Origin of the sequence: Rhizobium sp. PL01 (assembly GCF_033447125.1) — a bacterium.
GTDB lineage: Bacteria > Pseudomonadota > Alphaproteobacteria > Rhizobiales > Rhizobiaceae > Pararhizobium.
Genome location: NZ_JAWQUM010000001.1, coordinates 186,014 through 208,441, shown reverse-complemented (window position 1 = coordinate 208,441; position 22,428 = coordinate 186,014). Strand labels below are relative to the sequence as shown.

Here is a 22,428-nt window from a genome sequence, read left to right as displayed (position 1 = left end):
GAAGAGAAGGATATGCCGGCTTGCGCCGCAATCCTGAACGCCTGGATCGATGCGACCGAATGGATGCCCCGTGTGCATGACCATGATGACGTTGAACGCTATTATTGCCAGGTGGTTTTCAAAGAGCGGCGTGTCTCGATCGCCGAAAATGACGGCCAAGCCTGCGCTTTCATGGCTCTTTCAGGCGATGGCTACGTTACCGCGCTTTATGCTGATCCAGCCCACCGAAATGCCGGTCTTGGAAAGCACTTGATTGACAGCGCCAAGACTGTCTTTCCGAAAAAACTGCAGCTGTGGACATTTGAGGCCAACAACGCGGCACAGCGATTTTACAGGCGCGAGATGTTTAGTGAAGTTAAAAGAACCGCCGGTGATAACGAGGAAGGGTTGCCCGATATCCTCCTTCAGTGGACGGCATCGGGAGCACACGCATGAACCTCTCCTTCATCCTCTGGCTCGCCGCGTCCATGGCCATTTTCCTCGGTGGCGCCACAGCGTCGCGATATTACGTCTCCACCAACAACATCCTGATCCTGCTCTTCTCGCTCGGGCTTTATTGCCTCGGCAACCTGATGATGGTGCGCTTGATGCGTGAAGGTGGGCTCGGGCTTGCCATTTCGGCCTCGGCTATCGCCCAGCTGCTTCTGGTCAATTTCATCGCCTTTGCCGTCTTCGGTGAGCGGATGACCTTGCCACAACTGGCGGGCGTTGCCCTCGGTGTCGTGTCGATGGGGTTGATGCTGATGCCAGCCGGCGGGAAGGCATGAGCATGGAAAAGCCAAACCTTTTCAAAGACAGGATCATGCCGGTGGGCGTCATCCTCCTTGCCGTCCTCGTCATCTGGTACGTGTCGGTGATCTTCCTCAATGCGCCGTTCGAGCGCGACACCGCCGCTCGCGCCGGAACGGAGATTACCTTCTCCGAAATCCTGCCGAAAACCATGTTCCAGCAGCGGCCGGTTCTCCCCGCCCCACATCAGGTGATCGCTGAAATCTGGAATACGACGTTCCTGATGCCGGTCACCTCCAAGCGCAGCCTCGTCTACCACGCCTGGATCACGCTCTCGGCGACGCTTCTCGGCTTCGGCATCGGCACGGTGCTCGGCATTCTTTTGGCCGTCGGTATCGTCCATAACCGCGCCATGGACCGCTCGCTGATGCCCTGGGTGATCGCCAGCCAGACCATCCCCATCCTTGCCATCGCGCCGATGATCATTGTCGTGCTCAATGCCATCGGCATATCGGGCCTGCTGCCGAAGGCGCTGATCTCGACATATCTCAGCTTCTTCCCGATCGTCGTCGGAATGGTGAAAGGACTGCGTAGTCCCGAGCAAATCCAGCTCGACCTGATGCACACCTATTATGCCAGCCCGGCGCAGACCTTCTGGAAACTGCGCTGGCCGTCGTCCATGCCCTATCTCTTCGCCTCGCTGAAGGTCGCCATCGCCATCTCGCTGGTCGGTGCGATCGTCGGCGAGCTGCCGACCGGTGCCGTATCAGGCCTCGGCGCCCGCCTGCTCGCCGGCTCTTATTACGGCCAGACGGTGCAGATATGGTCGGCTTTGTTCATGGCGGCAGCGCTCGCAGCCACGCTGGTGGTCATCGTCGGCTTTGCCCAAACCGCCGTCCTCAAGCGCATGGGGATGAAGCCATGAAGTCCGGTATTCTGTTTGGTGCCATCGCCTTCTGGCTTGCTGCCTGGGCAACCAATGAATGGCTTGTGCGCCGTAAATTCAGGAACCCATCCGCGAACAGGGTGGTTCGCCTTGCAGTACCGATTCTCTTCGGCGTTAGCATCCTGGTTCTGTGGGAAGGCATTGTCCGAGGGTTCAATGTTCCTTCCGTCCTTCTGCCACCGCCATCGATGATCTGGACACGGCTGATCAACTCCGTTCCAACGCTCTGGGCCGATTTCCAGCAAACGTTCCTCAAGGCGGTGATCATCGGCTACACATTGGGCTGCAGCCTCGGTTTCCTCGTCGCCATCGCCATCGACCGCTCGCCTTTCCTCCAGAAGGGGCTGCTGCCACTCGGCAATTTCGTCTCCGCCCTGCCCGTCATCGGCGTCGCGCCGATCATGGTGATGTGGTTCGGCTTCGACTGGCAGTCCAAGGTCGCGGTCGTGGTCATCATGACCTTCTTCCCGATGCTGGTGAACACGGTGTCGGGACTTGCCGCGGCAAGCTCGATGGAACGCGACCTGATGCACACCTATGCCGCCAGCTGGTTTCAGACGCTTGTCAAACTGCGTCTTCCGGCAGCATGGCCTTTCATTTTCAATGCACTCAAGATCAACTCTACCTTGGCGCTGATCGGCGCCATCGTTGCGGAATTCTTCGGCACTCCGATCGTCGGCATGGGGTTTCGGATCTCCACCGAAGTGGGACGCATGAATGTCGATATGGTTTGGGCCGAAATCGCTGTTGCGGCGGTAGCTGGCTCCGCTTTTTACGGGATAGTCGCGCTCATCGAGCGGGCTGTCACGTTCTGGCATCCGTCCGTGCGAAACGCACGGACGGCTTAAGAAATGCCTGTCCGTGGTGGGCGGGCACAACAAAAAAGAGGGAACTGACATGAAGACGAGACTTGCATCATTGCTGCTGGCAAGCGCTTTTTCGCTGTCCGCATTCCATGCCATGGCCGCCGACAAGGTGGTGCTGCAGCTGAAATGGGTCACGCAGGCCCAGTTCGCCGGCTATTACGTCGCCAAGGACAAGGGCTTTTATGAAGCCGAAGGCCTCGATGTCGAGATCAAGCCGGGCGGCCCGGACATCGCACCTCCGCAGGTCATCGCCGGCGGTGGCGCCGATGTCGTCGTCGACTGGATGCCGTCTGCGCTTGCGACCCGCGAAAAGGGTGTCGCCCTCGTCAATATCGCCCAGCCTTTCAAAACATCCGGCATGATGCTGACCTGCCTGAAGGAATCCGGCGTTGCGTCACCTGCCGACTTCAAGGGCAAGACGCTCGGCGTCTGGTTCTTCGGCAACGAATATCCGTTCCTGTCTTGGATGAGCCAGCTGGGGCTCAAAACCGATGGCGGCCCGGATGGCGTCACGGTGCTGAAGCAAGGCTTCAACGTCGACCCGCTGATCCAGAAGCAGGCGGCCTGCATCTCCACCATGACCTATAACGAATATTGGCAGGTCATCGATGCCGGCATCAAGCCGGAAGACCTGGTCGTCTTCAAATATCAGGACCAGGGCGTCGCAACGCTCGAAGACGGCCTCTATGTACTCGAAGACAAGCTGAAGGATCCAGCCTTCAAGGAAAAGATGGTCAAGTTCGTCCGCGCTTCGATGAAGGGCTGGAAATATGCTGAGGAGCATACGGACGAAGCAGCCGGCATCGTTCTCGAAAACGACGCCACGGGCGCCCAGACGGAAGAACACCAAAAGCGCATGATGAGCGAAGTTGCCAAACTGACGGCCGGCTCGAACGGCGCGCTGGACGACGCCGACTACAAACGTACCGTTTCTTCACTGCTAAAGGGTGGCTCGGATCCCGTTATCAGCAAGGAACCATCAGGCGCCTTCACACATGAGATTACCGACGCCGCTCTCAAGTAGGCGTTTTTTGTAATACTTTTCACGGAAGAAACGCGCGGGCCGGTCCCGCGCGTTTCTCATTTGCAACACTTGAAAATCCGGATGCGCAACAAAAAGACATAAAACAGAAGTTGCATTGATCGGACTCAACAAATAAAATAATGAGGCACCATTCTTTTTTTCTATCATCTTGCATAGCCGAAACGGCCTAACTAAATAGAGCCCGAAGGCATTCTGAGGAGGATGCGGAGGAAAATTTACGCGTAACGTAATTGCATCGACGCGCTATTTCCTTCCTTTCCTGCACATGACGGCGACAGACCCTTTTCTGCAAGGTTTTCGGCGTCAGCGAACTGATTTATCCGGAATTCGAGGAAAGTGAGCCGATGGCCCGTAACAAGACGTTTGCGTTTGGAATTTCCACTGCCCTGCTGCTGACTTTGCTGTCCGGCACCGCAGTCGCGCAGGAGGCTGCCGCACCGAAAGCCACGCAGACATTGCCATCCATTGTCGTGACCCAGGTGGAGAACAAACCGGTCATCGACCGCGTCGTCGCAACCGGCGCAATCAAGGCCGTGGAGGAAACCTACATCTCGCCGCAGGTCGATGGGTTGTCGATCCGTACCCTGAATGCCGATATCGGCGACCGGGTCGAAGCCGGCAGCACGCTGGTTGTCCTCAACGAAGACATGCTGGTTCTGCAAAAGAGCCAGTATGCGGCAAGCCTTGCCAAGGCCGGCGCCTCGCTCGCACAATACCAGGCCCTGCTTGCCGAAGCTCAGGCCAATGCCGAGGAAGCTGTGCGGGTCAGCGAACGATCGAGGAAACTCGCGGATGCCGGATCCATCTCGACCGCTCAGCGGGATCAGGAAAAGGCTGCTGCAACCGCCGCCCTTGCCCGGGTCAACTCGGCTGAACAGTTCATCGCCGTCGCCAAGGCCGATATCAAGGTCGTCGAAGCCCAGATGTCGGATCTGGATCTGCGCCTCGCCCGCACTGCGGTCAAATCACCGGTCAGCGGCATCGTATCGGCAAAGACCGCCAAGGTCGGCGCCATAGCCAATGGCACCGGCGAACCGCTGTTCACCATCATTCGCGACGGCGCGCTGGAAATGCGGGCTGACATCAACGAGGCCGACCTCATCAAGCTCGCAATCGACCAGAAGGCCGTGGTCACACTCGCCGACGGCAAGACAAGGATCGACGGCAAGATCCGGCTGATTTCGCCGATGATCGATGCCCAGACCCGCTTGGGTGCCGTCTACATTTCGCTGAATGAGCCGGAAAAGGCCCGGGTCGGCATGTATGCCGATGCCCAGATCATCGTCGAGGAAAAACAGGCCATCGTCTTGCCGCTGACGGCCGTTACCGTTGGAAGCAACGAGACGGTCGTGCGCATGGTCAATGATGGCGTTATTCATCTGACAAAAGTGACGACAGGCATTCAGGATGGTGAATTCATCGAGATCACCACGGGTTTGAAGCCCGGTGACAAGGTGGTCGCCAAGGCCGGCGCCTATGTGCGCGACGGCGACAAGATCAATCCGGTGACATCCGCCGCCACGGCGACCAATTGACGGGAAGAGCGGTATGAATTTTTCAGCTTGGGCAATTCGCAATCCGATTGCCCCCATCCTCGCCTTCGTGTTGTTGATGTATCTTGGATATTCATCCTTCAATACGCTGCCGATCACCCGTTTCCCCAATATTGACGTCCCGATCGTCTCGATCAGCGTCGCCCAGAGCGGCGCAGCTCCGGCAGAACTTGAATCCCAGGTTACCAAGGAAATCGAGGACGCCGTTGCCGGCATTTCCGGTGTCGATCACGTCTCGTCCAACATCAGCGACGGTGTTTCCAACACTGCCGTGATGTTCATGATGGACGTGCCGACCAACCAGGCCGTTCAGGACACCAAGGACGCGATCGATCGCATCCGCGGCGATCTACCAGCCTCGGTGGAAGAGCCGATCGTCTCCAAGGTCGATGTCGAGGGGCAGGCAATCCAGACGTTTGCCGTCTCGTCTCCGGGCATGACGCTTGAAGAAATCTCCTGGTTCGTCGATGACACGGTCAAGCGCGCCCTTCAAGGCAAGTCCGGTATCGGCCGGATCGATCGTTACGGCGGCGCGAACCGCGAAGTTCGTGTCGAACTCAACGATGCCCGCCTGAATTCCTACGGCATCACCGCCTCGGACGTAAACAACCAGCTGCGTAAAATGAACGCCGACCTCGGGTCCGGCCGTGGCCAGGTTGGTGGCAGCGAGCAGGCGATCCGCACGCTTGGCGATGCGCGCTCGGTCGAAGGCCTGGCGAACACGATGATCGCCATGCCGAACGGCAGGTTCGTTCGCCTTTCCGAACTCGGCAAGGTGAAAGACACTTACGAGGAGCCGAAGTCGTTTTCGCGCTTCAACAGCACGCCGGTCGTGACCTTCGCCGTCTTCCGCTCCAAGGGAGCAAGCGAAGTCTCCGTCGCGGAAACAGTCGGAAAGACACTGACGGAACTGCGGGCGAAAAATCCCGACGTGACGATCGAGTTGGTCGATGATTCCGTCTACTATACCTACGGCAACTACGAGTCCGCGATCCACACGCTGCTCGAAGGCGCCCTGTTGGCCGTTGCCGTGGTCATGCTCTTCCTACGAAATTGGCGTGCAACGCTGATCTCAGCCATGGCACTGCCGCTATCGGCCATTCCGACCTTCTGGGTCATGGATATGCTCGGCTTCTCGCTCAATCTGGTCAGCTTCCTCGCCTTGACGCTTGCGACCGGTATTCTCGTCGATGACGCCATCGTCGAGATCGAGAATATTGCCCGGCATATAAAAATGGGCAAATCGCCCTACAAGGCCGCGATCGAAGCCGCCGACGAAATCGGCCTGGCCGTGATCGCAACGACGTTCACGATCATTGCGGTGTTCGTGCCGGTCTCTTTCATGCCTGGTATTCCCGGCCAATACTTCATCCAGTTCGGCCTGACGGTCGCGGTCTCGGTGTTCTTCTCACTGATGGTCGCGCGGCTAATCACGCCGCTGATGGCCGCCTATCTGATGAAATCCAGCGACGGCGACGGTCACCACGATGACAGCGACGGTGCGATCATGCGTGGTTATACCTGGCTGGTCAGCACGACGACCCGGCGCTGGTACATGCGTTATGCCACGATGATCGCCGCCATCGGTTTCGTCATCGGCTCAGTGATGCTTTTGATGACCGTTCCAGGCAGCTTCCTGCCAACGGAGGATGCGTCGCGTATCGTTCTGTCTGTCGAATTGCCGCCGGATGCGCGACTGGAAGACACCGACAAGACGACGGAAGAGATCTACGCCCGGATCAAGGATCTCAACGGCGTCGAAGGCATCTTCGTCCTCGGCGGTGCCTCGCCGAAGGGCGACCTCGAACTGCGCCGCGCAACGATTACCATCATGCTGGCCAAGCTCGACCATTCCCTGCTCAACAAGGTGGTCAACGACGTCTTCGGCCGCTTGCCGGTGATCGGCCAGTATCTGCCGAAACTACCGCCGACCGGCCGTATCATTCCGCAGGGTGAAATCGAGAAGCAGGTCTATGCCGCCGTTCGCTCCATTCCGGACGTCCGGATTCTGAAGCTGAATGACCGTGGCGAACGAGACTTGTCGTTCAATCTTCTGTCGAAGAGCGACGCAGACCTCAACACGGCCGTTGCCTTGCTGGAAGCCAATCTGCGCAACGAGCCTCTGCTTGCCAATGTCAGCCCCGATGGCGCCCTGCCGCGGCCTGAACTGCAGATCCGTCCACGCGCCGACCAGATGTCACGTCTCGGCATCATGACAGCGCAGATCGCCGACGTCGTTCGCGTCGCCACGATTGGCGATATCGATGCCGCCCTGACGAAGATCTCGCTCGATGACCGGCAGATCCCGATCCGTGTGCAGGTGGATACGAATTTCCGTACCGACCTTGCCGCCATCCGCAATCTAAAGGTTCAGACGGCAGCCGGTGCACTGGTGCCGATCTCGACTGTTGCCGATATCAACTATTCGGAAGGCCCAAGCTCGATCAAGCGTTACGACCGCAACCGCGTCGTCACCATGGGCGCGGACCTGCCGATCGGCGTCGCCCTCAATACGGCTTCGGATCGCTTCAAGGAGATTGCCAGGGAAACCAAGCTTCCGGCTGGCGTCGAGTTCCTTGAAAGCGGTGACGCGGAAGTTCAGGCGGAAATGGAAGCCGGTTTCGGCAACGCCATGCTGCTCGGCCTGATGCTCGTGCTGGTGGTTCTGATCCTTCTGTTCAAGAACATCATCCAGCCGTTCACGATCCTGTTCTCGCTGCCGCTGGCGATTGGCGGCGTGGCGATCGGCCTGATCCTGACGCAGAATGCCATGTCGATGCCTGTGCTGATCGGCATCCTGATGCTGATGGGTATCGTCACCAAGAACGCCATTCTGCTGGTGGATTTCGCAATCGAGATGATGCACCGCGGCATGGAACGGACGGAAGCGATGATCGAAGCCGGACGCAAACGCGCGCGGCCGATCATCATGACCTCCATCGCCATGTCGGCAGGCATGCTGCCCTCCGCCCTTGGTGTTGGCGAAGGCGGCTCGTTCCGCGCGCCAATGGCAATCGCGGTCATCGGCGGCATCATCGTCTCGACGGTCATCTCGCTCGTCGTCGTACCGGCCTTCTTCCTGATCATGGACGACCTGTCCCGCCTGCTCGGCAAGATCTTCGGACGCTTCGTCGGCAAGAAGGACGAGGAAACGGAGGTGCTGGAAAATGCTGCCCTCACCGATATCGTCACCGATCAGAGCAAGACGATCGACGAGTTGCAGAAGCGCCTCGACAAGCTGGAAGGCCCGAAGCGCCCCAGCAACGTGATCAATCATCCGGCAGCGCTTGCAGCCGAATAATCTGCGCCAACGCTCACAAAAAAGCCCGGCGGCATCCTCGATGCCGCCGGGCTTTTGCGTTCGACCAAAGAATATCAGAGACCGCCTTCGACCCTCAGGAAGTCGACGATCGTTTCGATGCCCTCGCCGCGTTTCATATCGGAAAACACAAAGGGCCGCTCGGCGCGCATGCGGCTGGCATCGCGCTCCATAACGCCGAGATCAGCGCCGACATAGGGTGCCAGATCCTTCTTGTTGATCACCAGCAGATCCGAGCGCGTGATCGCCGGCCCGCCCTTGCGCGGGATCTCCTCGCCCTGGCAGACGGAAATCACATAGATGGTGATATCGGCCAGATCGGGTGAAAAGGTCGCCGCCAGATTGTCGCCGCCAGATTCGATGAAGATGATGTCGAGATCCGGAATGCGCCGATTGAGATCGGCGATCGCCTGCAGATTGATCGTCGCATCCTCACGGATCGCCGTATGCGGACACCCCCCGGTCTCGACGCCGACGATCCTGTCCGACGGCAGTGCCTGCATACGCACCAGCGCCTCGGCATCCTCCTTGGTGTAGATATCGTTGGTGACGACAGCGACTGAATAGTGTTCGCGCATCGCCTTGCAGAGCTTATCCGTCAGCGCCGTCTTGCCTGAACCGACCGGACCGCCGATGCCGACGCGAAGGGGACCATTGGCAGATTTCATCGCAACATTCCTTTCAAGAAAGCGGGCTCAAAAACCGTCAGGAGCGGAAGAGCCGCGAATGCAGTGTCTCATGACGCAGTGCCGAAATATCGGCCGTGATGGCCGCCGATCCAAGATCGTCCAGCGTGCTCGCACAGGCTCTGACCGCTGTCCCGGCAATGATCGGCTCCAGTTCGGCAAGGACACCAACACCATTAGTCTGTCCCATGACGCCGCAGCGGATCGCCACAGAGACAAGGTTGGACACGGTCGAATGCAGATAAGCCGCAAGGGCCGGTTCAAGCCCGGTGCGATGCGAGCCCGCGACCGCACCAACAGCGACGGGATAGGCAACCGCACCGGTCAGCGTTTCCAGACCGGGATGCGGCCAATGGGCGGCGGCCGTCAGGAAGGCCTCACCCTGCAGCATTGTCTCCATATGACGCTCCCGCGATCCAGCTAGCGCCTCAGCCAATTGCCGAACCTCTGCGAGCCTCAACGGCTCACCACAGGCACGATAACTCTCGGCCAGAAGCACGGCGTCATTCCAGCTCGAACCGTGCTCGACCAGCACCTGCAACCACCGCGCAAGCCCGGGCGCGTCGGTGACCAAGCCATCATGCACCGCCTGCTCGAGCCCACCGGAATAGGAGAATGCCCCGACAGGAAAGGCAGGCGACATCCACGTCACAAGCCGCAGCAGCGCCTGCGTGTCGGCCCGATCAGTCATGGGCGTGATGGTGGCCGCCATGTCCATGCGAATGACCGCCGGAGCCGTGATAGGCGCCGCGCATCGGCTGGAACGGTTCCGTCACCTCGCTGAGTGTTGCACCCAGGCCTTCCAGCATTGCCCTGATCACCGGATCGCGCAGGATCAGGATTCGATCCAGCCGGATTTCCGCAGCCAGATGACGATTGCCCAGATGCCAGGCAAGCTCGATCAGGTGGAGAGGATCACGCGGACGGATATCGTAGAGTGGTTCAGCGACTGCAGCGATCCGCACGTAATCGCCAGTGTCCAGCACCAGAAGATCGCCATCGGCCAGCATGACCGCTTCCTTGAGATCGAGCATGACAACGTCGTCATTGTCGAGATGCAGCAATTTCCGCCGCAAATGCCGCTGGTCATGGGCAAGCGCGATGGTGTGAAGCACTGTCTTGTCCGCGGGTCCGGGAGACAGGATCTCAGTCGAGCGATAGGGCATTCAGCGAGCCTTCAAATTCATTCATGCTACTGTAACAACAAAAAAATCCGGCGCCAGACCAAACAGGACCGGCGCCGGATTTCACGAAAATCACCCGTGTCTCGGCTCAGGCCGCGATCTTGTCCGACTGCAACGCGCCGAGAATGTTCTGCGGTGACGACACGCCATACGGGTCGCTGTCGGCATTGTCGCAATAGCCTTCTTCTTCGAACCACTGCTCGACGACGCCATCATTGATGACGGCAGCATAACGCCAGGAGCGCATGCCGAAGCCGAGATTGTCCTTGGAAACGAGCATGCCCATCTTGCGGGTAAACTCACCGGAACCGTCCGGAATAAGCTTGACGTTTTCGAGGTTCTGCGATTTGCCCCAGGCATTCATGACAAAAGCATCGTTGACGGAAATGCAGTAGATCGCATCGATACCCTCGGAACCGAAATCGGCGGCCAGTTTTTCGAAGTCGGGAAGCTGGAAGGTCGAGCAGGTCGGCGTGAAAGCGCCCGGCAGTGAGAAAAGAATGACGCGCTTGCCACCAAAATAGTCAGCGGACGAAACATCCTGCCAACGGAATGGATTGGCGCCACCAACGGCTTCATCGCGGATGCGCGTGCGGAAGGTAACGGACGGCACTTTTCTGCCAATGATCATGATAAAAACTCCTTGAAAGACGAACGCCCTGCGCGGCAGGTCTTGGGAGGAGCCCGGCACAGGAGGTGAACTTCTTTTTACAACATGTCGTGCTGTCATGCAGCATAAACCCGCCGAAAAAGGCCCGCTGCATGGCTGACCTGCGCCTTGCGCATGACTGCGCCTGCGACAAAAAGTCAACAATTTCAATTATACAGCATCAGGGACTTCGACAGGGAAACCGGCAACGGGTTCCACCAGCCTGTCTGCAAGCCCGCCTCGCGAAGCGCCTTCGCCGTCCAGGTATTGCAGCCGACAACAGCGCTGAACCAGCCGTTAGCCTCGAAAAACCGGTCATTCTCTCCATAGGCCGTGTCCGGGATCGGCAGGATCAGCCCATCCGTCCGGGTAAAGCTCGCCTCGATGAACGATAGCAGCCGCTGATACTCATCCGCCCCGATTTCGTAACCCATCACCGCATCCGAGGGTTCGACGATCTCGCCCGTCACATCGGCATGAATGACGGAACGGTCCATCGTCAGCCCCTTGAACAGTGGCACCGGCTTCAGTTCCGACCACGTTGGAGTTTCAATATAAAACGCCCGCCCGCCCCAACCGAAAACCAACCAGCGTGCATCAGGATGCGCAACCGGCATGCCGCTTTCGCTGAGGAACGGAAAACGTGCCAGCGTTTCGGCATCGATGGGAATGGCAATGTCCGTGTGGATGGGATTAGCCAGAACGAGGATGCGATACGTCTTGCCGGTTGTCGTATCTATTTTTGTGGCAGGCCATAAAGGACGCGGCACCAATGTCCCGGCGACAACAGCCAGCGCTGCCGTGAAAACGACAACGATCAGCCAGCGCAAGGGCCGTCTCCAGGACATCGGCATTCTCTTAATCTGCGATCCGCTTTAGAACATGAAGTAGCGTTGCGCCATCGGCAAGACGGTCGCCGGTTCGCAGGTCAGAAGTTCGCCATCGGCCCGCACCTCGTATGTTTCCGGGTCGACTTCGATATGCGGCGTCAGGCTGTTGTGGATCATTGACGCCTTGCTGATGCCGCCGCGGGTGTTTTTCACCGCGATCAGTTGCTTGGCCACACCGAGGCGCGCCTGCAATCCACCGTCAAGCGATGCCTGCGACACGAACGTCACCGAGGAATTTGTCCGGGCCTTGCCAAAGGCGCCGAACATCTGCCGGTAGTGCACCGGCTGCGGCGTCGGGATGGAGGCATTGGGGTCGCCCATCGGGGCGGCCGCGATCATGCCACCGAGGATGACCATATCGGGTTTCACGCCAAAAAAGGCGGGATTCCAGATCACCAGATCGGCACGCTTGCCGGGTTCGATCGAACCGATTTCGTGGGAAAGCCCCTGCGCGATCGCCGGATTGATGGTGTATTTTGCGATATAGCGCCGGACCCGGAAATTGTCGTTGTCGCCGGTTTCCTGCGCCAGCCGTCCCCTCTGCCGTTTCATCTTGTCGGCTGTCTGCCACGTGCGGATGGCAACCTCGCCGACGCGGCCCATCGCCTGACTGTCGGAGGAAATGATCGAGAAAGCGCCGATATCGTGCAGAATGTCTTCCGCCGCAATGGTCTCCTTGCGGATCCGGCTTTCGGCAAAGGCGATATCTTCAGGGATCGACGGTGACAGGTGATGGCAAACCATCAGCATGTCGAGATGCTCGGCCAGCGTATTGATCGTGTAGGGCCGGGTCGGATTGGTCGAAGACGGGATAACGTTCGACTGGCCGCAGATCTTGATGATATCAGGCGCATGGCCACCGCCCGCCCCTTCGGTGTGAAAGGCATGGATCGTGCGGCCCTTGATGGCATCGATCGTATCCTCGACAAAACCGCTTTCGTTCAGCGTGTCGGTATGGATCATCACCTGCACGTCATAGGCATCGGCAACCGACAGGCAATTGTCGATAGCCGCAGGCGTCGTACCCCAGTCCTCGTGCAGCTTCAGGCTGGAGGCACCGGCAAGGATCATTTCCTCAAGCGGCGCAGGGAGCGAGGCATTGCCCTTGCCGGCCAGCGCCAGGTTCATCGGGAAACCATCGAAACTCTCGATCATCCGCTCGATATGCCAGGCGCCGGTGCAGGTGGTCGCCAGCGTGCCATGCGCCGGACCTGACCCGCCGCCGAGCATGGTGGTGATCCCCGACATCAGGGCTTCCTCGATCTGCTGCGGGCAGATGAAATGGATGTGCGCATCCATGCCGCCTGCCGTGACGATCTTGCCCTCGCCGGCAATCACCTCGGTGGACGGGCCGACAATGATGGTCACACCCGGCTGGGTATCGGGGTTTCCGGCTTTTCCGATCGCTGCGATGCGGCCGTTCTTCAGGCCGATATCCGCCTTGACGATGCCGGTATGATCGACGATCAGCGCATTGGTGATGACCGTATCGACAGCACCTTGTGCGCGTGTCGCCTGGCTTTGCCCCATGCCATCGCGAATGACCTTGCCACCGCCGAATTTTACTTCGTCGCCATAGGTGGTGAAATCCTTCTCCACCTCGATGAACAGCTCGGTATCGGCCAGCCGAACCTTGTCGCCGGTGGTGGGGCCAAACATGCTGGCATAGGCCGCGCGCGACATTTTATAGGACATGGCTCTCAGGCTCCCTGGGAAAAGGCGGGTAAACTTCTCTGGTCGAGGCGGAAGAGTTGCCCCTTGGAAATCAGGTCATCGACATAGCGCCGTTCGGCGGCGAATGGGTGCCACTCCCAGCCGGCATGGCCGAAACCGGCGAGCACCACGCGATCACCTGGCTGGCGCCAATGCGACAGCACCTCGTCAATCGCAATCAGGCCGCTGCTCGGCACGACATAGGCATCTGCATCGAACCGGCTCAGCCCGGCATCGACACCCTCATGTGTGGATGCCGGAACGATATGAAAGACACGGCCAGTCGCCTTGGCAAAGGCGCGAAAACCATCGGTATAGTCATCGCAGAGATCATCGAGATCCGGATGCGTGACAGTCAGCCGCGGCCGCAGCGCCTGAAACTTTTCGCCATCGCGAACACACCAGATCGCACCCGCCTGCCGGACTGCCGCATTGGTCTTCCACGCACCGCCACCCAGCATTGCCAGCGCCGGACGCCCTGTGTTGCACACGGCGACGATATCCGTCTTGCTTCCACCCGCGCCAAATGAGCGGCAATCGTTGAAGCGAACAACCAGATCGGCAGCGTCGATGGCCTCGGCAGCGCCCTCATGCAGCGGGCCGTTTCCAACGATCATGATGGTCCGGTTCACCGTCTCGGGCACCTCAGCTCCCCAACTCCTCAGTTTCCAGGTCCTTCGATCAAAGCCTTCAGCTCATCCGTGCGCCTCTTCGTCAGGTCCGCCAGGCAACCGGAAACCAGCATCGGCTCCATCGATCCGCCGCGCGCCTCAAACCCGGCAAGATCGCATTGCCCATCACGATAATCGATCCAGGCGCGCTGGGCTTTCTTCAGGGCATCGACGGCGCCGACATAGTTTGGGTCGATCTCGCTAAGCTCTTTGTCCTTATCCTTCATCGCGGCAACAGTTTTCTTGTAAACCGCATTCAGAGCGTTATCGGCCGTCTCATAATCCTTGTTGGCACATATATTCATGTCCGCCTGGGTCATCGCGCTGGCGCAATCGATCTCATCTTCCTGCGCCAATGCCGGCGAGAAAACGGAGCAGACGCCGAAGACAATCATCCCTGCAAGGGCGAGCCGCTGTCTCATAACTTGCCCATGACCTTCTGGCGGAAACCATAAACTTCGCGCTTGCCGGCGAAAGGAATGAGCGTGACGGTGCGGGTTTGCCCAGGCTCGAAACGGACGGCCGTTCCGGCGGGGATATCAAGCCGCCTGCCATGTGCCAAAGCCCGGTCGAACAAAAGGGCCGCGTTGGTCTCGGCAAAGTGATAATGGCTACCCACCTGCACAGGACGGTCGCCGCTGTTGGACACATCAAGCGACACTGTTTCCAGCCCGGCATTCAGCTCGATATCGCCGCTTGCCGCAATGATTTCACCGGGGATCATCGTATCGTCTCTCCTGTTCAGGCAGCTTTGATCGGCGCGCAGCCGTCAGCCTTCAAAACCCGTTCGGTGGATGCCGGGAACTTGCCGAGCTTGGCGGCAGGGCGAACCGGGCGCCGGACAAGTTCACCGCCGCAGTTCGGGCATTGTCCGTCGAGAATGTCGGCGGCGCACTGTGTGCAGAACGTGCATTCGAAACTGCAGATCATCGCTTCACGGCTGCCGGGCGGCAGGTCCTTGTCGCAGCATTCGCAATTGGGTCTCAGTTGCAGCATGCCGGTTCCTCAGCGAATGGGTTCGTGGACGGTGACAAGCTTGGTCCCATCCGGAAAGGTCGCTTCGATCTGGATGTCGTGGATCATCTCGGGGATACCCTCCATCACCTGGGCGCGGGTGATGACATGGGCGCCCGCCTCCATCAGGTCAGGCACCGAGCGGCCGTCACGGGCACCCTCGACGACAAAATCGGTGATCAGCGCAATCGCTTCGGGATGGTTGAGCTTGACGCCGCGCTCCAGCCGCCGGCGGGCGACCATCGCCGCCATCGAAATCAGCAGTTTGTCTTTTTCACGGGGTGTCAGGTTCATGCGCGGTCACCAGATTGCGTGTCGATTACAGGTTCCAGACTTTCGGCACAGAGGCGCTCTTGCGCAAGTGCGAAATGACCGGGATGAGGATTTTTCTCAAGGCAAAGCCATCGGCAGCAACGACGCGGGCAACCAGCTTGTCCTCGCCCCCAACGCGGTAGTGGCTCACCCCGCCACCGATGCCGCCAATCAGGGTGCGCAGCTTTTCCACGTATTGCTCGCAATGTGCGCCGGTGTAGAACAGCGTTGCAAACGCCACCTGCCCTCCAAGGACGGCAAGTTGTTGCGTCAGACCGGCGATATCGCCAGAGAGCCGGACGTTTTCGGCATGCAGGAGAACGCCGTTCTTGCGAATGCGCCAGCGATCCTGGAATAGGCCTTCCCGCATCGCCTCCCCCATCGCCTTTCGTCCCAGAAGCACGGCCTCGACAGCCAAAAATTCCGCCCCGCCGACCATATCGACCTCTAGCCTGCGCGACAACGAGGCCCTGTCGAACAGGATGGTTTCCTGCGGCAGCCAATGCACCGTCGCTCTCGCGCCAACGGAAATCCGCGCAGTCACGTCAGCTGTCCCGGCGCTGGCCCTGTAGATTTTCTCGCAGGCCTGGGTGGTGAGGGTCAGATGCGTGCCCTCGCCGGCCGAAAACGACCACTCCATGTGGTCGCCGCCGGTCAACCCGCCGGAGCTGTTGATCAGCACGGCTTCCATTGTCGCATCGAACGTGTCGGGTAGCCGGATCTTGGCGCAGCCTTCCTGGTAGAATTCGGCCAGCCGGGTACGTCCGGCAAAAGGCTTGGCCACCAGCCGCCCCTTGCCCCATGCCCTTTGCGGAGCGATACTTGCTACCTCAGCCATTCCAATCCGCCGTCAAACTGTCAGGTGACGGCGCGCTTCCGGCGTGTCCAGCGTTTCCGCCGGCCCTTCGTGCACGATCTCGCCCCGGTCCATGATGTAGACATGGTCTGCAAGCTCACGGCAGAAGTCAAGATATTGTTCCACAAGCAGAATTGCCATCCCGGTGGAATCCCGCAGATACTGGATCGCCCGGCCGATATCCTTGATGATCGATGGCTGGATACCCTCGGTCGGCTCGTCCAGAACCAGAATTTTCGGCCGCGTCACCAGCGCCCGGCCAATCGCCAACTGCTGTTGCTGCCCGCCCGACAGATCGCCGCCGCGACGCCCGAGCATGGAGCGCAGGATTGGGAACAGGTTGAAGATATCCTCGGGAATGAAGCGGTCCCGGCGCGCCACCGGCGCGTAACCCGATTCCAGGTTTTCCTTCACCGTCAACAACGGAAAAACCTCGCGGCCCTGCGGCACGAAGCCGATGCCATGCTTGGCCCGGTTATAGGGCGCCATGCCGTTGAGCACGGTATCGTTGAACGTGATCGTTCCAGCACTCGGGCCATGCTGTCCGGTGATCGCCCTGAGCAGGCTGGTCTTGCCGACGCCGTTGCGGCCGAGAACGCAGGTGATCTTGCCCATCGGTGCGGTGATGGAGACGCCACGAAGCGCCTGTGCGGCACCATAATGCAGATTGATATTATCGACCGTGAGCATGATTAGCGTCCCAAATAGTTCTCGATCACTTTCGGATCGTTGCTGACGAAATCGATCGAGCCTTCGGCGAGCACGGAACCTTCGGCAAGGCACGTCACCTTGACGCCGAGATCGCGGATGAAGCCCATGTCATGTTCGACGACGACGACCGAGCGGGTCTTGGCGATTTCCTTGAGCAGGATGGCGGTTTCGGCCGTTTCCGCATCGGTCATGCCCGCCACCGGTTCATCGACCAGAAGCAGCTTCGGTTCCTGCGCCAGAAGCATGCCGATCTCCAGCCACTGCTTCTGCCCATGCGAAAGGTTGGCGGCCAGGTCATCCTTGCGCGCGCTCATGCGCACGGTGTCGAGAATGTCCTCGATGCGAGCCTTGTCGGCCGGGGTCAGGCGATACAACAATGTCGAAAACACGCCCCGTTTGCGGTTGAGCGCCAGTTCGATATTGTCCCAGACCGTATGGCTTTCAAACACTGTCGGCTTCTGGAATTTGCGGCCGATGCCGAGTTGGGCGATATCCGCCTCGTCCTTTTTCGTCAGGTCGATATCGCCGTTGAAGAACACTTGGCCGCTATCGGGCCGGGTCTTGCCGGTGATGATATCCATCATCGTCGTCTTGCCCGCGCCATTAGGACCGATGATGGCACGTAATTCACCCGGTTCGACAACAAAGGACAGTGAATTCAGCGCCTTGAACCCATCGAAAGACACCGAAACGCCATCGAGATAAAGAAGGCTGCGGGAGGTCTTTTCATCCATCGGTGTTACTCCGCAGCCTGGGGTTCAAGGGTTGCAAGCGGCTTCAAGGTCTTGGCCACTGCCTTGTCCTGATAAGCTTGCTCGACAGCATCGGCTTGTCTCTGTTCCTTGCGCCGGGCGAGGAACTGCTGGACGGTGCCGACAACACCCTTGGGCAGGAACAGGGTTGTTGCGACGAACAGAGCGCCGAGTGCAAACAGCCAGAACTCCGGAAAGGCAGCGGTAAAGACGCTTTTGCCGAAGTTGACGAGGACCGCGCCGATGATCGGCCCGATCAGCGTGCCCCGGCCGCCGACTGCGGTCCAGATGACCACTTCGATCGAGTTTGCCGGAGCGAACTCGCCGGGGTTGATGATACCGACCTGCGGCACGTAGAGCGCGCCGGCAACACCGGCCATCATCGCCGAAACGGTGAAGATGAACAGCTTCATGTTCTCGACACGGTAGCCGAGAAACCGGGTCCGGCTTTCCGCATCGCGCACGCCGACCAGCACCTTGCCGTATTTCGAGCGGACGATGGCTGAACTCAGAACCAGTGCAAGCGCCAGAGCGATGGCGGTCGCAGCAAACAGCGCCGCCCGCGTGCCCGCCGCCTGCACGTTGAAGCCGAGAATTTCCTTGAAATCGGTCAGGCCATTATTGCCGCCAAAGCCCATTTCGTTTCGGAAGAAGGCAAGCAGCAGCGCATAGGTCATCGCCTGGGTAATGATCGACAGATAGACGCCTGTGACGCGCGAGCGGAAGGCAAACCAGCCGAAGACGAAGGCAAGCAGCCCCGGCACCAGAAGCACCATCAGCGCAGCAAAGGCGAAATGGTTGAAGCCGTACCAGTACCACGGCAATTCCTGCCAGTTGAGGAAGACCATGAAATCGGGCAGCAGCGCATTGGCATAGACGCCGCGATCGCCGATCTGGCGCATCAGGTACATGCCCATGGCGTAACCGCCGAGCGCGAAGAACGCGCCATGGCCGAGCGAAAGAATGCCGCAATAGCCCCAGACGAGATCGAGCGCCAGAGCCAGCAGCGCATAGCAAAGATACTTGCCGAGCAACGGCACGAGATAGCCGGGCACATGGAAGGCACTGCCTTCCGGGATCAGGAGATTGGCCAGCGGCACGAGGGCTGCGGCAAGCAGGATCAGGAATACGGCCCAGACCGTTTTCTTCTCGTGCCGGCTGAAAAGCATTTGCGTGATCATTGTTCGATCGCCCTTCCCTTGAGCGCGAACAGGCCACGTGGCCGCCGCTGGATGAAGAGAATAATGAAGATGAGGATGAGAATCTTGCCCAGCACCGCGCCAGCGTAAGGCTCGAGGAACTTGTTGGCGATACCGAGCGTCAGCGCGCCGACCAGCGTGCCCCAGAGATTGCCGACGCCCCCGAACACCACGACCATGAAACTGTCGATGATGTAGTTCTGGCCGAGATTGGGCGAGACATTGTCGATCTGGCTGAGCGCCACGCCCGCTATACCGGCGATGCCCGAGCCAAGACCGAAGGTGAGCGCGTCGACCCAGGGCGTGCGAATGCCCATCGACGAAGCCATGCGGCGGTTTTGCGTGACAGCGCGCATCTGCAGGCCGAACTTGGAGCGCTTGAGCAGCAGGAGCAGCGCAACGAAGACACCGAGCGAGAAGACGATGATCCACATGCGGTTATAGGTGATGGCAAGCCCACCAACCTCGAAGACACCGGACATCCAGCTTGGATTATCGACCTGGCGATTGGTGGGGCCGAAGATGGTACGGATGGCCTGCTGCAGGATCAGCGAAATGCCCCAAGTGGCGAGCAGCGTTTCGAGCGGCCGGCCGTAAAGCCAACGGATGACGCTGCGTTCGATGCAGACACCGACCAGACCGGTGAACAGGAAGGCGGCGGGGACAGCGAAAGCCAGCGAAAAATCGGTCATGCCGGGCGCAACCGCGGCGATCGTCTGCTGCACCACGTATGTTGTGTAGGCGCCGAGCATGACCATTTCGCCATGCGCCATGTTGATGATGCCCATGACGCCGAACGTGATGGCAAGGCCGATGGCTGCCAGCAGCAGAACCGAGCCGAGCGAAAGGCCGTACCAGATGTTCTGCGCGACGTCCCAGACGGCAAGGCTGCGGCCGATCGCGTTGATATGTGTCTGGATCGCCGGCTTCAAGTCATCCGGCGCAGTCTCCATCGCCGCCGTCAGGATCGTCAGCGCGTCACGATTACCGCGCGCGGCGATTGTGTCGATGGCGGCTTTCTTGTCTTCGGCGCTGGCATCGGTCTTCAACAGGATGACGGCGCGTGCCGCCTCCATCGTCGCCTTGATCTCGGCATCCTTCTCCTGCGCCAGCGCTGAATTCAAAAGGTCGAGATTGTCCGGATTGGCGTCCTTGAGCAGGTCCTTCGATGCGGCCAGACGAGCGGAGCGGTCGGGGCTCAAAAGGGTCAGCTGGCTGAGCGCCGTGCCGATCGCACCGCGCAGGCCGTTGTTCAGCCGGATCTTGACAAGATTTCCGGGAACCCCGGTTGCTGCAGCACCGGTCAGTACGTCGAGATAGGCACCGTCCGACGGGCCTTCGAGAAAAACAGTTCCGCCGGTCTTCGGCGCGTAGAGCTTGCCGTCGCTGAGATTTTGCAGGATGTCGCCGACCTTGGGATTGCCCGATGTGGCAAGCGCTTTGACGGCTTCGATTTTCTGCGGGAAGGCCGTTGCACCAAGCGCATCGACCAGCGGCCGGATATCCTCCTGGGCACGCAGGCCGGTTGCAAGGCAACTGACAAGCAGGCAGAGAGCAACAAGGAAGGTCTGGATGGCGCGATACATGAGCTCTTCTTGTTTCGTTGGCGTGGCGCCGCGCATTGCCGGGAAACGCTTCATGCCCACGCTGTTGCTTAAGATTTCCGCAATCCGCTCGCCCGGCAATCACATCGAACGGGGCTGGCATCCGAAACCACGTACCCAATCTAACCATGCAGAAAACATGCCAGACGTGGGGGATAAGAGTCCCTCCGCCCAGGTGGAGCTGGACGGAGGGTATTGGCATTTCCATCAGGACGTTATGAAAATGGATTTTGGGAAACAGCCATCAGGCCATTGCCGGAATATGCTGAACTTGATGAAATCGGCGGGTATTCGTTAAAATCAGGAACCCTTGCCACCGCACTTGCCCGTTGCAACGTTGAAGTTGCCGCAGGACATGGGCTTGCGCCAATCGGAGATCAGATCTTTCGAGTCCGGCAGGAAGTCGGACCACTCGTCACCGACGACCTGTGGCGTCTGCTGGACGATTTCGAACTGGCCGTCAGCCTGGATTTCACCGATCAGCACCGGCTTGGTGATGTGGTGGTTTGGCATGACGGTGGAGTAGCCGCCCGAGAGATTCGGAACGCTGGTGCCGATGATGGTATCGAGAACGGCGTCGGTGTCGGTCGTGCCTGCAGCCTCGACGGCCTTTACCCATGCGCTGAAGCCGATATAGGCGGCTTCCATCGGGTCATTGGTAACGCGCTTGTCGTTCTTGGTGAAGGCATGCCACTGCTTGATGAATTCGGCATTGGCAGGCGCATCGACGGACTGGAAATAGTTCCAGGCTGCGAGATGACCGACGAGCGGCTTGGTATCGAGACCGGCAAGCTCTTCTTCGCCGACCGAGAAGGCGATGACCGGAATATCGGTTGCCTTGATGCCCTTGTTGCCGAGTTCCTTGTAGAACGGCACGTTGGCATCGCCATTGATGGTCGAGACGACGGCGGTCTTCTTGCCGGCCGAACCGAATTCCTTGATCTTGGCAACTTCCGTCTGCCAGTCGGAGAAACCGAACGGCGTGTAGTTGATCAGGATGTCTTCCTTCGGAATGCCCTTGGCAATCAGATAGGCCTCGAGAATCTTGTTGGTGGTGCGCGGATAAACGTAGTCGGTGCCTTCAAGCACGAAGCGCTCGACGCCTTCCGTGTTCATCAGGTAATCGACAGCCGGGATAGCCTGCTGGTTCGGAGCGGCACCGGTATAGAAGATGTTGCGCGAGGATTCCTCACCCTCGTACTGGACCGGATAGAACAGCAGCGAGTTCAGCTCCTCAAACACCGGCAGGACCGACTTACGCGACGACGAGGTCCAGCAACCGAACACGGCCGCAACCTTATCGACCGAGATCAGCTCGCGTGCCTTTTCGGCAAACAGTGGCCAGTCGGATGCCGGATCCACGACAACGGCCTCGAGCTTCTTGCCGAGAAGGCCGCCCTTCTTGTTCTGCTCTTCGATGAGCATCAGCATGGCGTCCTTGAGAGTGGTCTCGGAGATCGCCATGGTGCCGGAAAGCGAATGCAGGATGCCGACCTTGATCGTGTCTTCGGCGGCCTGAACGCTGGAAAATGCCGTGGTGGCGAGCGCGCCAGCCAGGAACGCGCCCAGGATCTGGGATTTGAATTTCATGTGTGAACCCCTCTCGTTCTTTTGACGACGGCGCTCGGGAGTGCCGTTCGTGTAGCAACTATCCGTTGCGAGGTCCGAATTCTGTATACGTCAATTGACGTAGAGACGGGGGCGAAGTGTGCACTGCAGCACAGATATC

Annotated in this window: 25 protein-coding genes; 8 read left to right on the top strand and 17 right to left on the bottom strand. The window is 59.4% G+C overall.

The window, feature by feature from the left end; all coding sequences use genetic code 11:
* The first annotated feature begins 12 nt into the window (after window positions 1-12).
* The 7 genes from R6X40_RS00925 (at window position 13) to R6X40_RS00895 (ending at window position 8,440) form a co-directional block, all read left to right on the top strand.
* A complete protein-coding gene (locus R6X40_RS00925; RefSeq protein ID WP_318410204.1) occupies window positions 13-435 on the top strand; it encodes a GNAT family N-acetyltransferase in 423 nt (140 codons plus the stop codon).
* The gene (locus tag R6X40_RS00920; RefSeq protein ID WP_318410202.1) at window positions 432-767 is read left to right on the top strand and encodes a hypothetical protein; all 336 of its coding nucleotides are present in this window, start codon (window positions 432-434) and stop codon (window positions 765-767) included. The genes R6X40_RS00925 and R6X40_RS00920 overlap by 4 nt, the downstream gene beginning before the upstream one ends.
* Before the next feature lie 2 nt (window positions 768-769).
* The gene (locus tag R6X40_RS00915; RefSeq protein ID WP_318410201.1) at window positions 770-1,654 is read left to right on the top strand and encodes an ABC transporter permease; all 885 of its coding nucleotides are present in this window, start codon (window positions 770-772) and stop codon (window positions 1,652-1,654) included.
* Window positions 1,651-2,523 (top strand): ABC transporter permease, encoded by an 873-nt coding sequence (locus tag R6X40_RS00910; RefSeq protein WP_318410199.1) that lies wholly within the window; start codon window positions 1,651-1,653, stop codon window positions 2,521-2,523. The genes R6X40_RS00915 and R6X40_RS00910 overlap by 4 nt, the downstream gene beginning before the upstream one ends.
* Before the next feature lie 49 nt (window positions 2,524-2,572).
* Window positions 2,573-3,565: an ABC transporter substrate-binding protein gene (locus tag R6X40_RS00905; protein ID WP_318410197.1), complete on the top strand. Its 993-nt coding sequence runs from the start codon at window positions 2,573-2,575 to the stop codon at window positions 3,563-3,565.
* Window positions 3,566-3,930: 365 nt separating this feature from the next.
* A complete protein-coding gene (locus R6X40_RS00900; RefSeq protein WP_318410195.1) occupies window positions 3,931-5,121 on the top strand; it encodes an efflux RND transporter periplasmic adaptor subunit in 1,191 nt (396 codons plus the stop codon).
* Window positions 5,122-5,134: 13 nt separating this feature from the next.
* Window positions 5,135-8,440: an efflux RND transporter permease subunit gene (locus R6X40_RS00895; protein ID WP_318410193.1), complete on the top strand. Its 3,306-nt coding sequence runs from the start codon at window positions 5,135-5,137 to the stop codon at window positions 8,438-8,440.
* A gap of 74 nt (window positions 8,441-8,514) precedes the next feature.
* On the opposite strand, the gene ureG is transcribed toward R6X40_RS00895, so the two are convergent.
* The 16 genes from ureG to urtB form a co-directional block, all read right to left on the bottom strand.
* Complete coding sequence (gene ureG, locus R6X40_RS00890) at window positions 8,515-9,126, bottom strand: urease accessory protein UreG (protein WP_318410191.1); 612 nt, start codon at window positions 9,124-9,126, stop codon at window positions 8,515-8,517.
* A 37-nt stretch (window positions 9,127-9,163) separates the two neighbouring features.
* Window positions 9,164-9,835 (bottom strand): urease accessory protein UreF, encoded by a 672-nt coding sequence (locus tag R6X40_RS00885; protein ID WP_318411260.1) that lies wholly within the window; start codon window positions 9,833-9,835, stop codon window positions 9,164-9,166.
* The gene (gene ureE / locus R6X40_RS00880) at window positions 9,828-10,310 is read right to left on the bottom strand and encodes an urease accessory protein UreE (RefSeq protein ID WP_318410189.1); all 483 of its coding nucleotides are present in this window, start codon (window positions 10,308-10,310) and stop codon (window positions 9,828-9,830) included. The genes R6X40_RS00885 and ureE overlap by 8 nt, the downstream gene beginning before the upstream one ends.
* A gap of 106 nt (window positions 10,311-10,416) precedes the next feature.
* Window positions 10,417-10,956: a peroxiredoxin gene (locus R6X40_RS00875; RefSeq protein ID WP_318411259.1), complete on the bottom strand. Its 540-nt coding sequence runs from the start codon at window positions 10,954-10,956 to the stop codon at window positions 10,417-10,419.
* Window positions 10,957-11,144: 188 nt separating this feature from the next.
* Complete coding sequence (locus tag R6X40_RS00870) at window positions 11,145-11,825, bottom strand: TIGR02117 family protein (RefSeq protein ID WP_318410187.1); 681 nt, start codon at window positions 11,823-11,825, stop codon at window positions 11,145-11,147.
* A 27-nt stretch (window positions 11,826-11,852) separates the two neighbouring features.
* A complete protein-coding gene (gene ureC, locus R6X40_RS00865) occupies window positions 11,853-13,562 on the bottom strand; it encodes an urease subunit alpha (RefSeq protein ID WP_318410186.1) in 1,710 nt (569 codons plus the stop codon).
* Between the two features lie 5 nt (window positions 13,563-13,567).
* Complete coding sequence (locus R6X40_RS00860; protein WP_318411257.1) at window positions 13,568-14,197, bottom strand: Urease operon accessory protein; 630 nt, start codon at window positions 14,195-14,197, stop codon at window positions 13,568-13,570.
* Between the two features lie 44 nt (window positions 14,198-14,241).
* Entirely contained in the window at window positions 14,242-14,673 is a 432-nt protein-coding gene (locus R6X40_RS00855) for a lysozyme inhibitor LprI family protein (RefSeq protein WP_412178300.1), read from the bottom strand.
* Window positions 14,670-14,975, bottom strand: coding sequence for an urease subunit beta (locus tag R6X40_RS00850; protein ID WP_318410184.1), 306 nt, complete (start codon window positions 14,973-14,975; stop codon window positions 14,670-14,672). Before R6X40_RS00850 ends, R6X40_RS00855 begins: the two co-directional genes overlap by 4 nt.
* 17 nt (window positions 14,976-14,992) lie before the next feature.
* A complete protein-coding gene (locus tag R6X40_RS00845; RefSeq protein ID WP_318410182.1) occupies window positions 14,993-15,247 on the bottom strand; it encodes a DUF1272 domain-containing protein in 255 nt (84 codons plus the stop codon).
* A 9-nt stretch (window positions 15,248-15,256) separates the two neighbouring features.
* Window positions 15,257-15,559, bottom strand: a complete 303-nt coding sequence (locus R6X40_RS00840) for an urease subunit gamma (protein WP_037099076.1) — start codon at window positions 15,557-15,559, stop codon at window positions 15,257-15,259.
* Window positions 15,560-15,584: 25 nt separating this feature from the next.
* Entirely contained in the window at window positions 15,585-16,415 is an 831-nt protein-coding gene (locus R6X40_RS00835) for an urease accessory protein UreD (RefSeq protein ID WP_318410177.1), read from the bottom strand.
* A gap of 12 nt (window positions 16,416-16,427) precedes the next feature.
* Window positions 16,428-17,123, bottom strand: a complete 696-nt coding sequence (gene urtE, locus R6X40_RS00830; RefSeq protein WP_318410176.1) for an urea ABC transporter ATP-binding subunit UrtE — start codon at window positions 17,121-17,123, stop codon at window positions 16,428-16,430.
* Between the two features lie 2 nt (window positions 17,124-17,125).
* Window positions 17,126-17,878 (bottom strand): urea ABC transporter ATP-binding protein UrtD, encoded by a 753-nt coding sequence (gene urtD / locus R6X40_RS00825; protein WP_318410174.1) that lies wholly within the window; start codon window positions 17,876-17,878, stop codon window positions 17,126-17,128.
* A gap of 5 nt (window positions 17,879-17,883) precedes the next feature.
* Window positions 17,884-19,077: an urea ABC transporter permease subunit UrtC gene (urtC, locus tag R6X40_RS00820; RefSeq protein WP_318410172.1), complete on the bottom strand. Its 1,194-nt coding sequence runs from the start codon at window positions 19,075-19,077 to the stop codon at window positions 17,884-17,886.
* Entirely contained in the window at window positions 19,074-20,681 is a 1,608-nt protein-coding gene (gene urtB, locus R6X40_RS00815) for an urea ABC transporter permease subunit UrtB (protein ID WP_318410170.1), read from the bottom strand. The genes urtC and urtB overlap by 4 nt, the downstream gene beginning before the upstream one ends.
* Here urtB and R6X40_RS00810 point away from each other — a divergent pair.
* The gene (locus R6X40_RS00810) at window positions 20,668-20,997 is read left to right on the top strand and encodes a hypothetical protein (RefSeq protein ID WP_318410169.1); all 330 of its coding nucleotides are present in this window, start codon (window positions 20,668-20,670) and stop codon (window positions 20,995-20,997) included. The genes urtB and R6X40_RS00810 overlap by 14 nt on opposite strands.
* 2 nt (window positions 20,998-20,999) lie before the next feature.
* On the opposite strand, the gene urtA is transcribed toward R6X40_RS00810, so the two are convergent.
* Window positions 21,000-22,289, bottom strand: coding sequence for an urea ABC transporter substrate-binding protein (gene urtA, locus R6X40_RS00805; RefSeq protein WP_318410168.1), 1,290 nt, complete (start codon window positions 22,287-22,289; stop codon window positions 21,000-21,002).
* Between the last annotated feature and the right edge of the window lie 139 nt (window positions 22,290-22,428).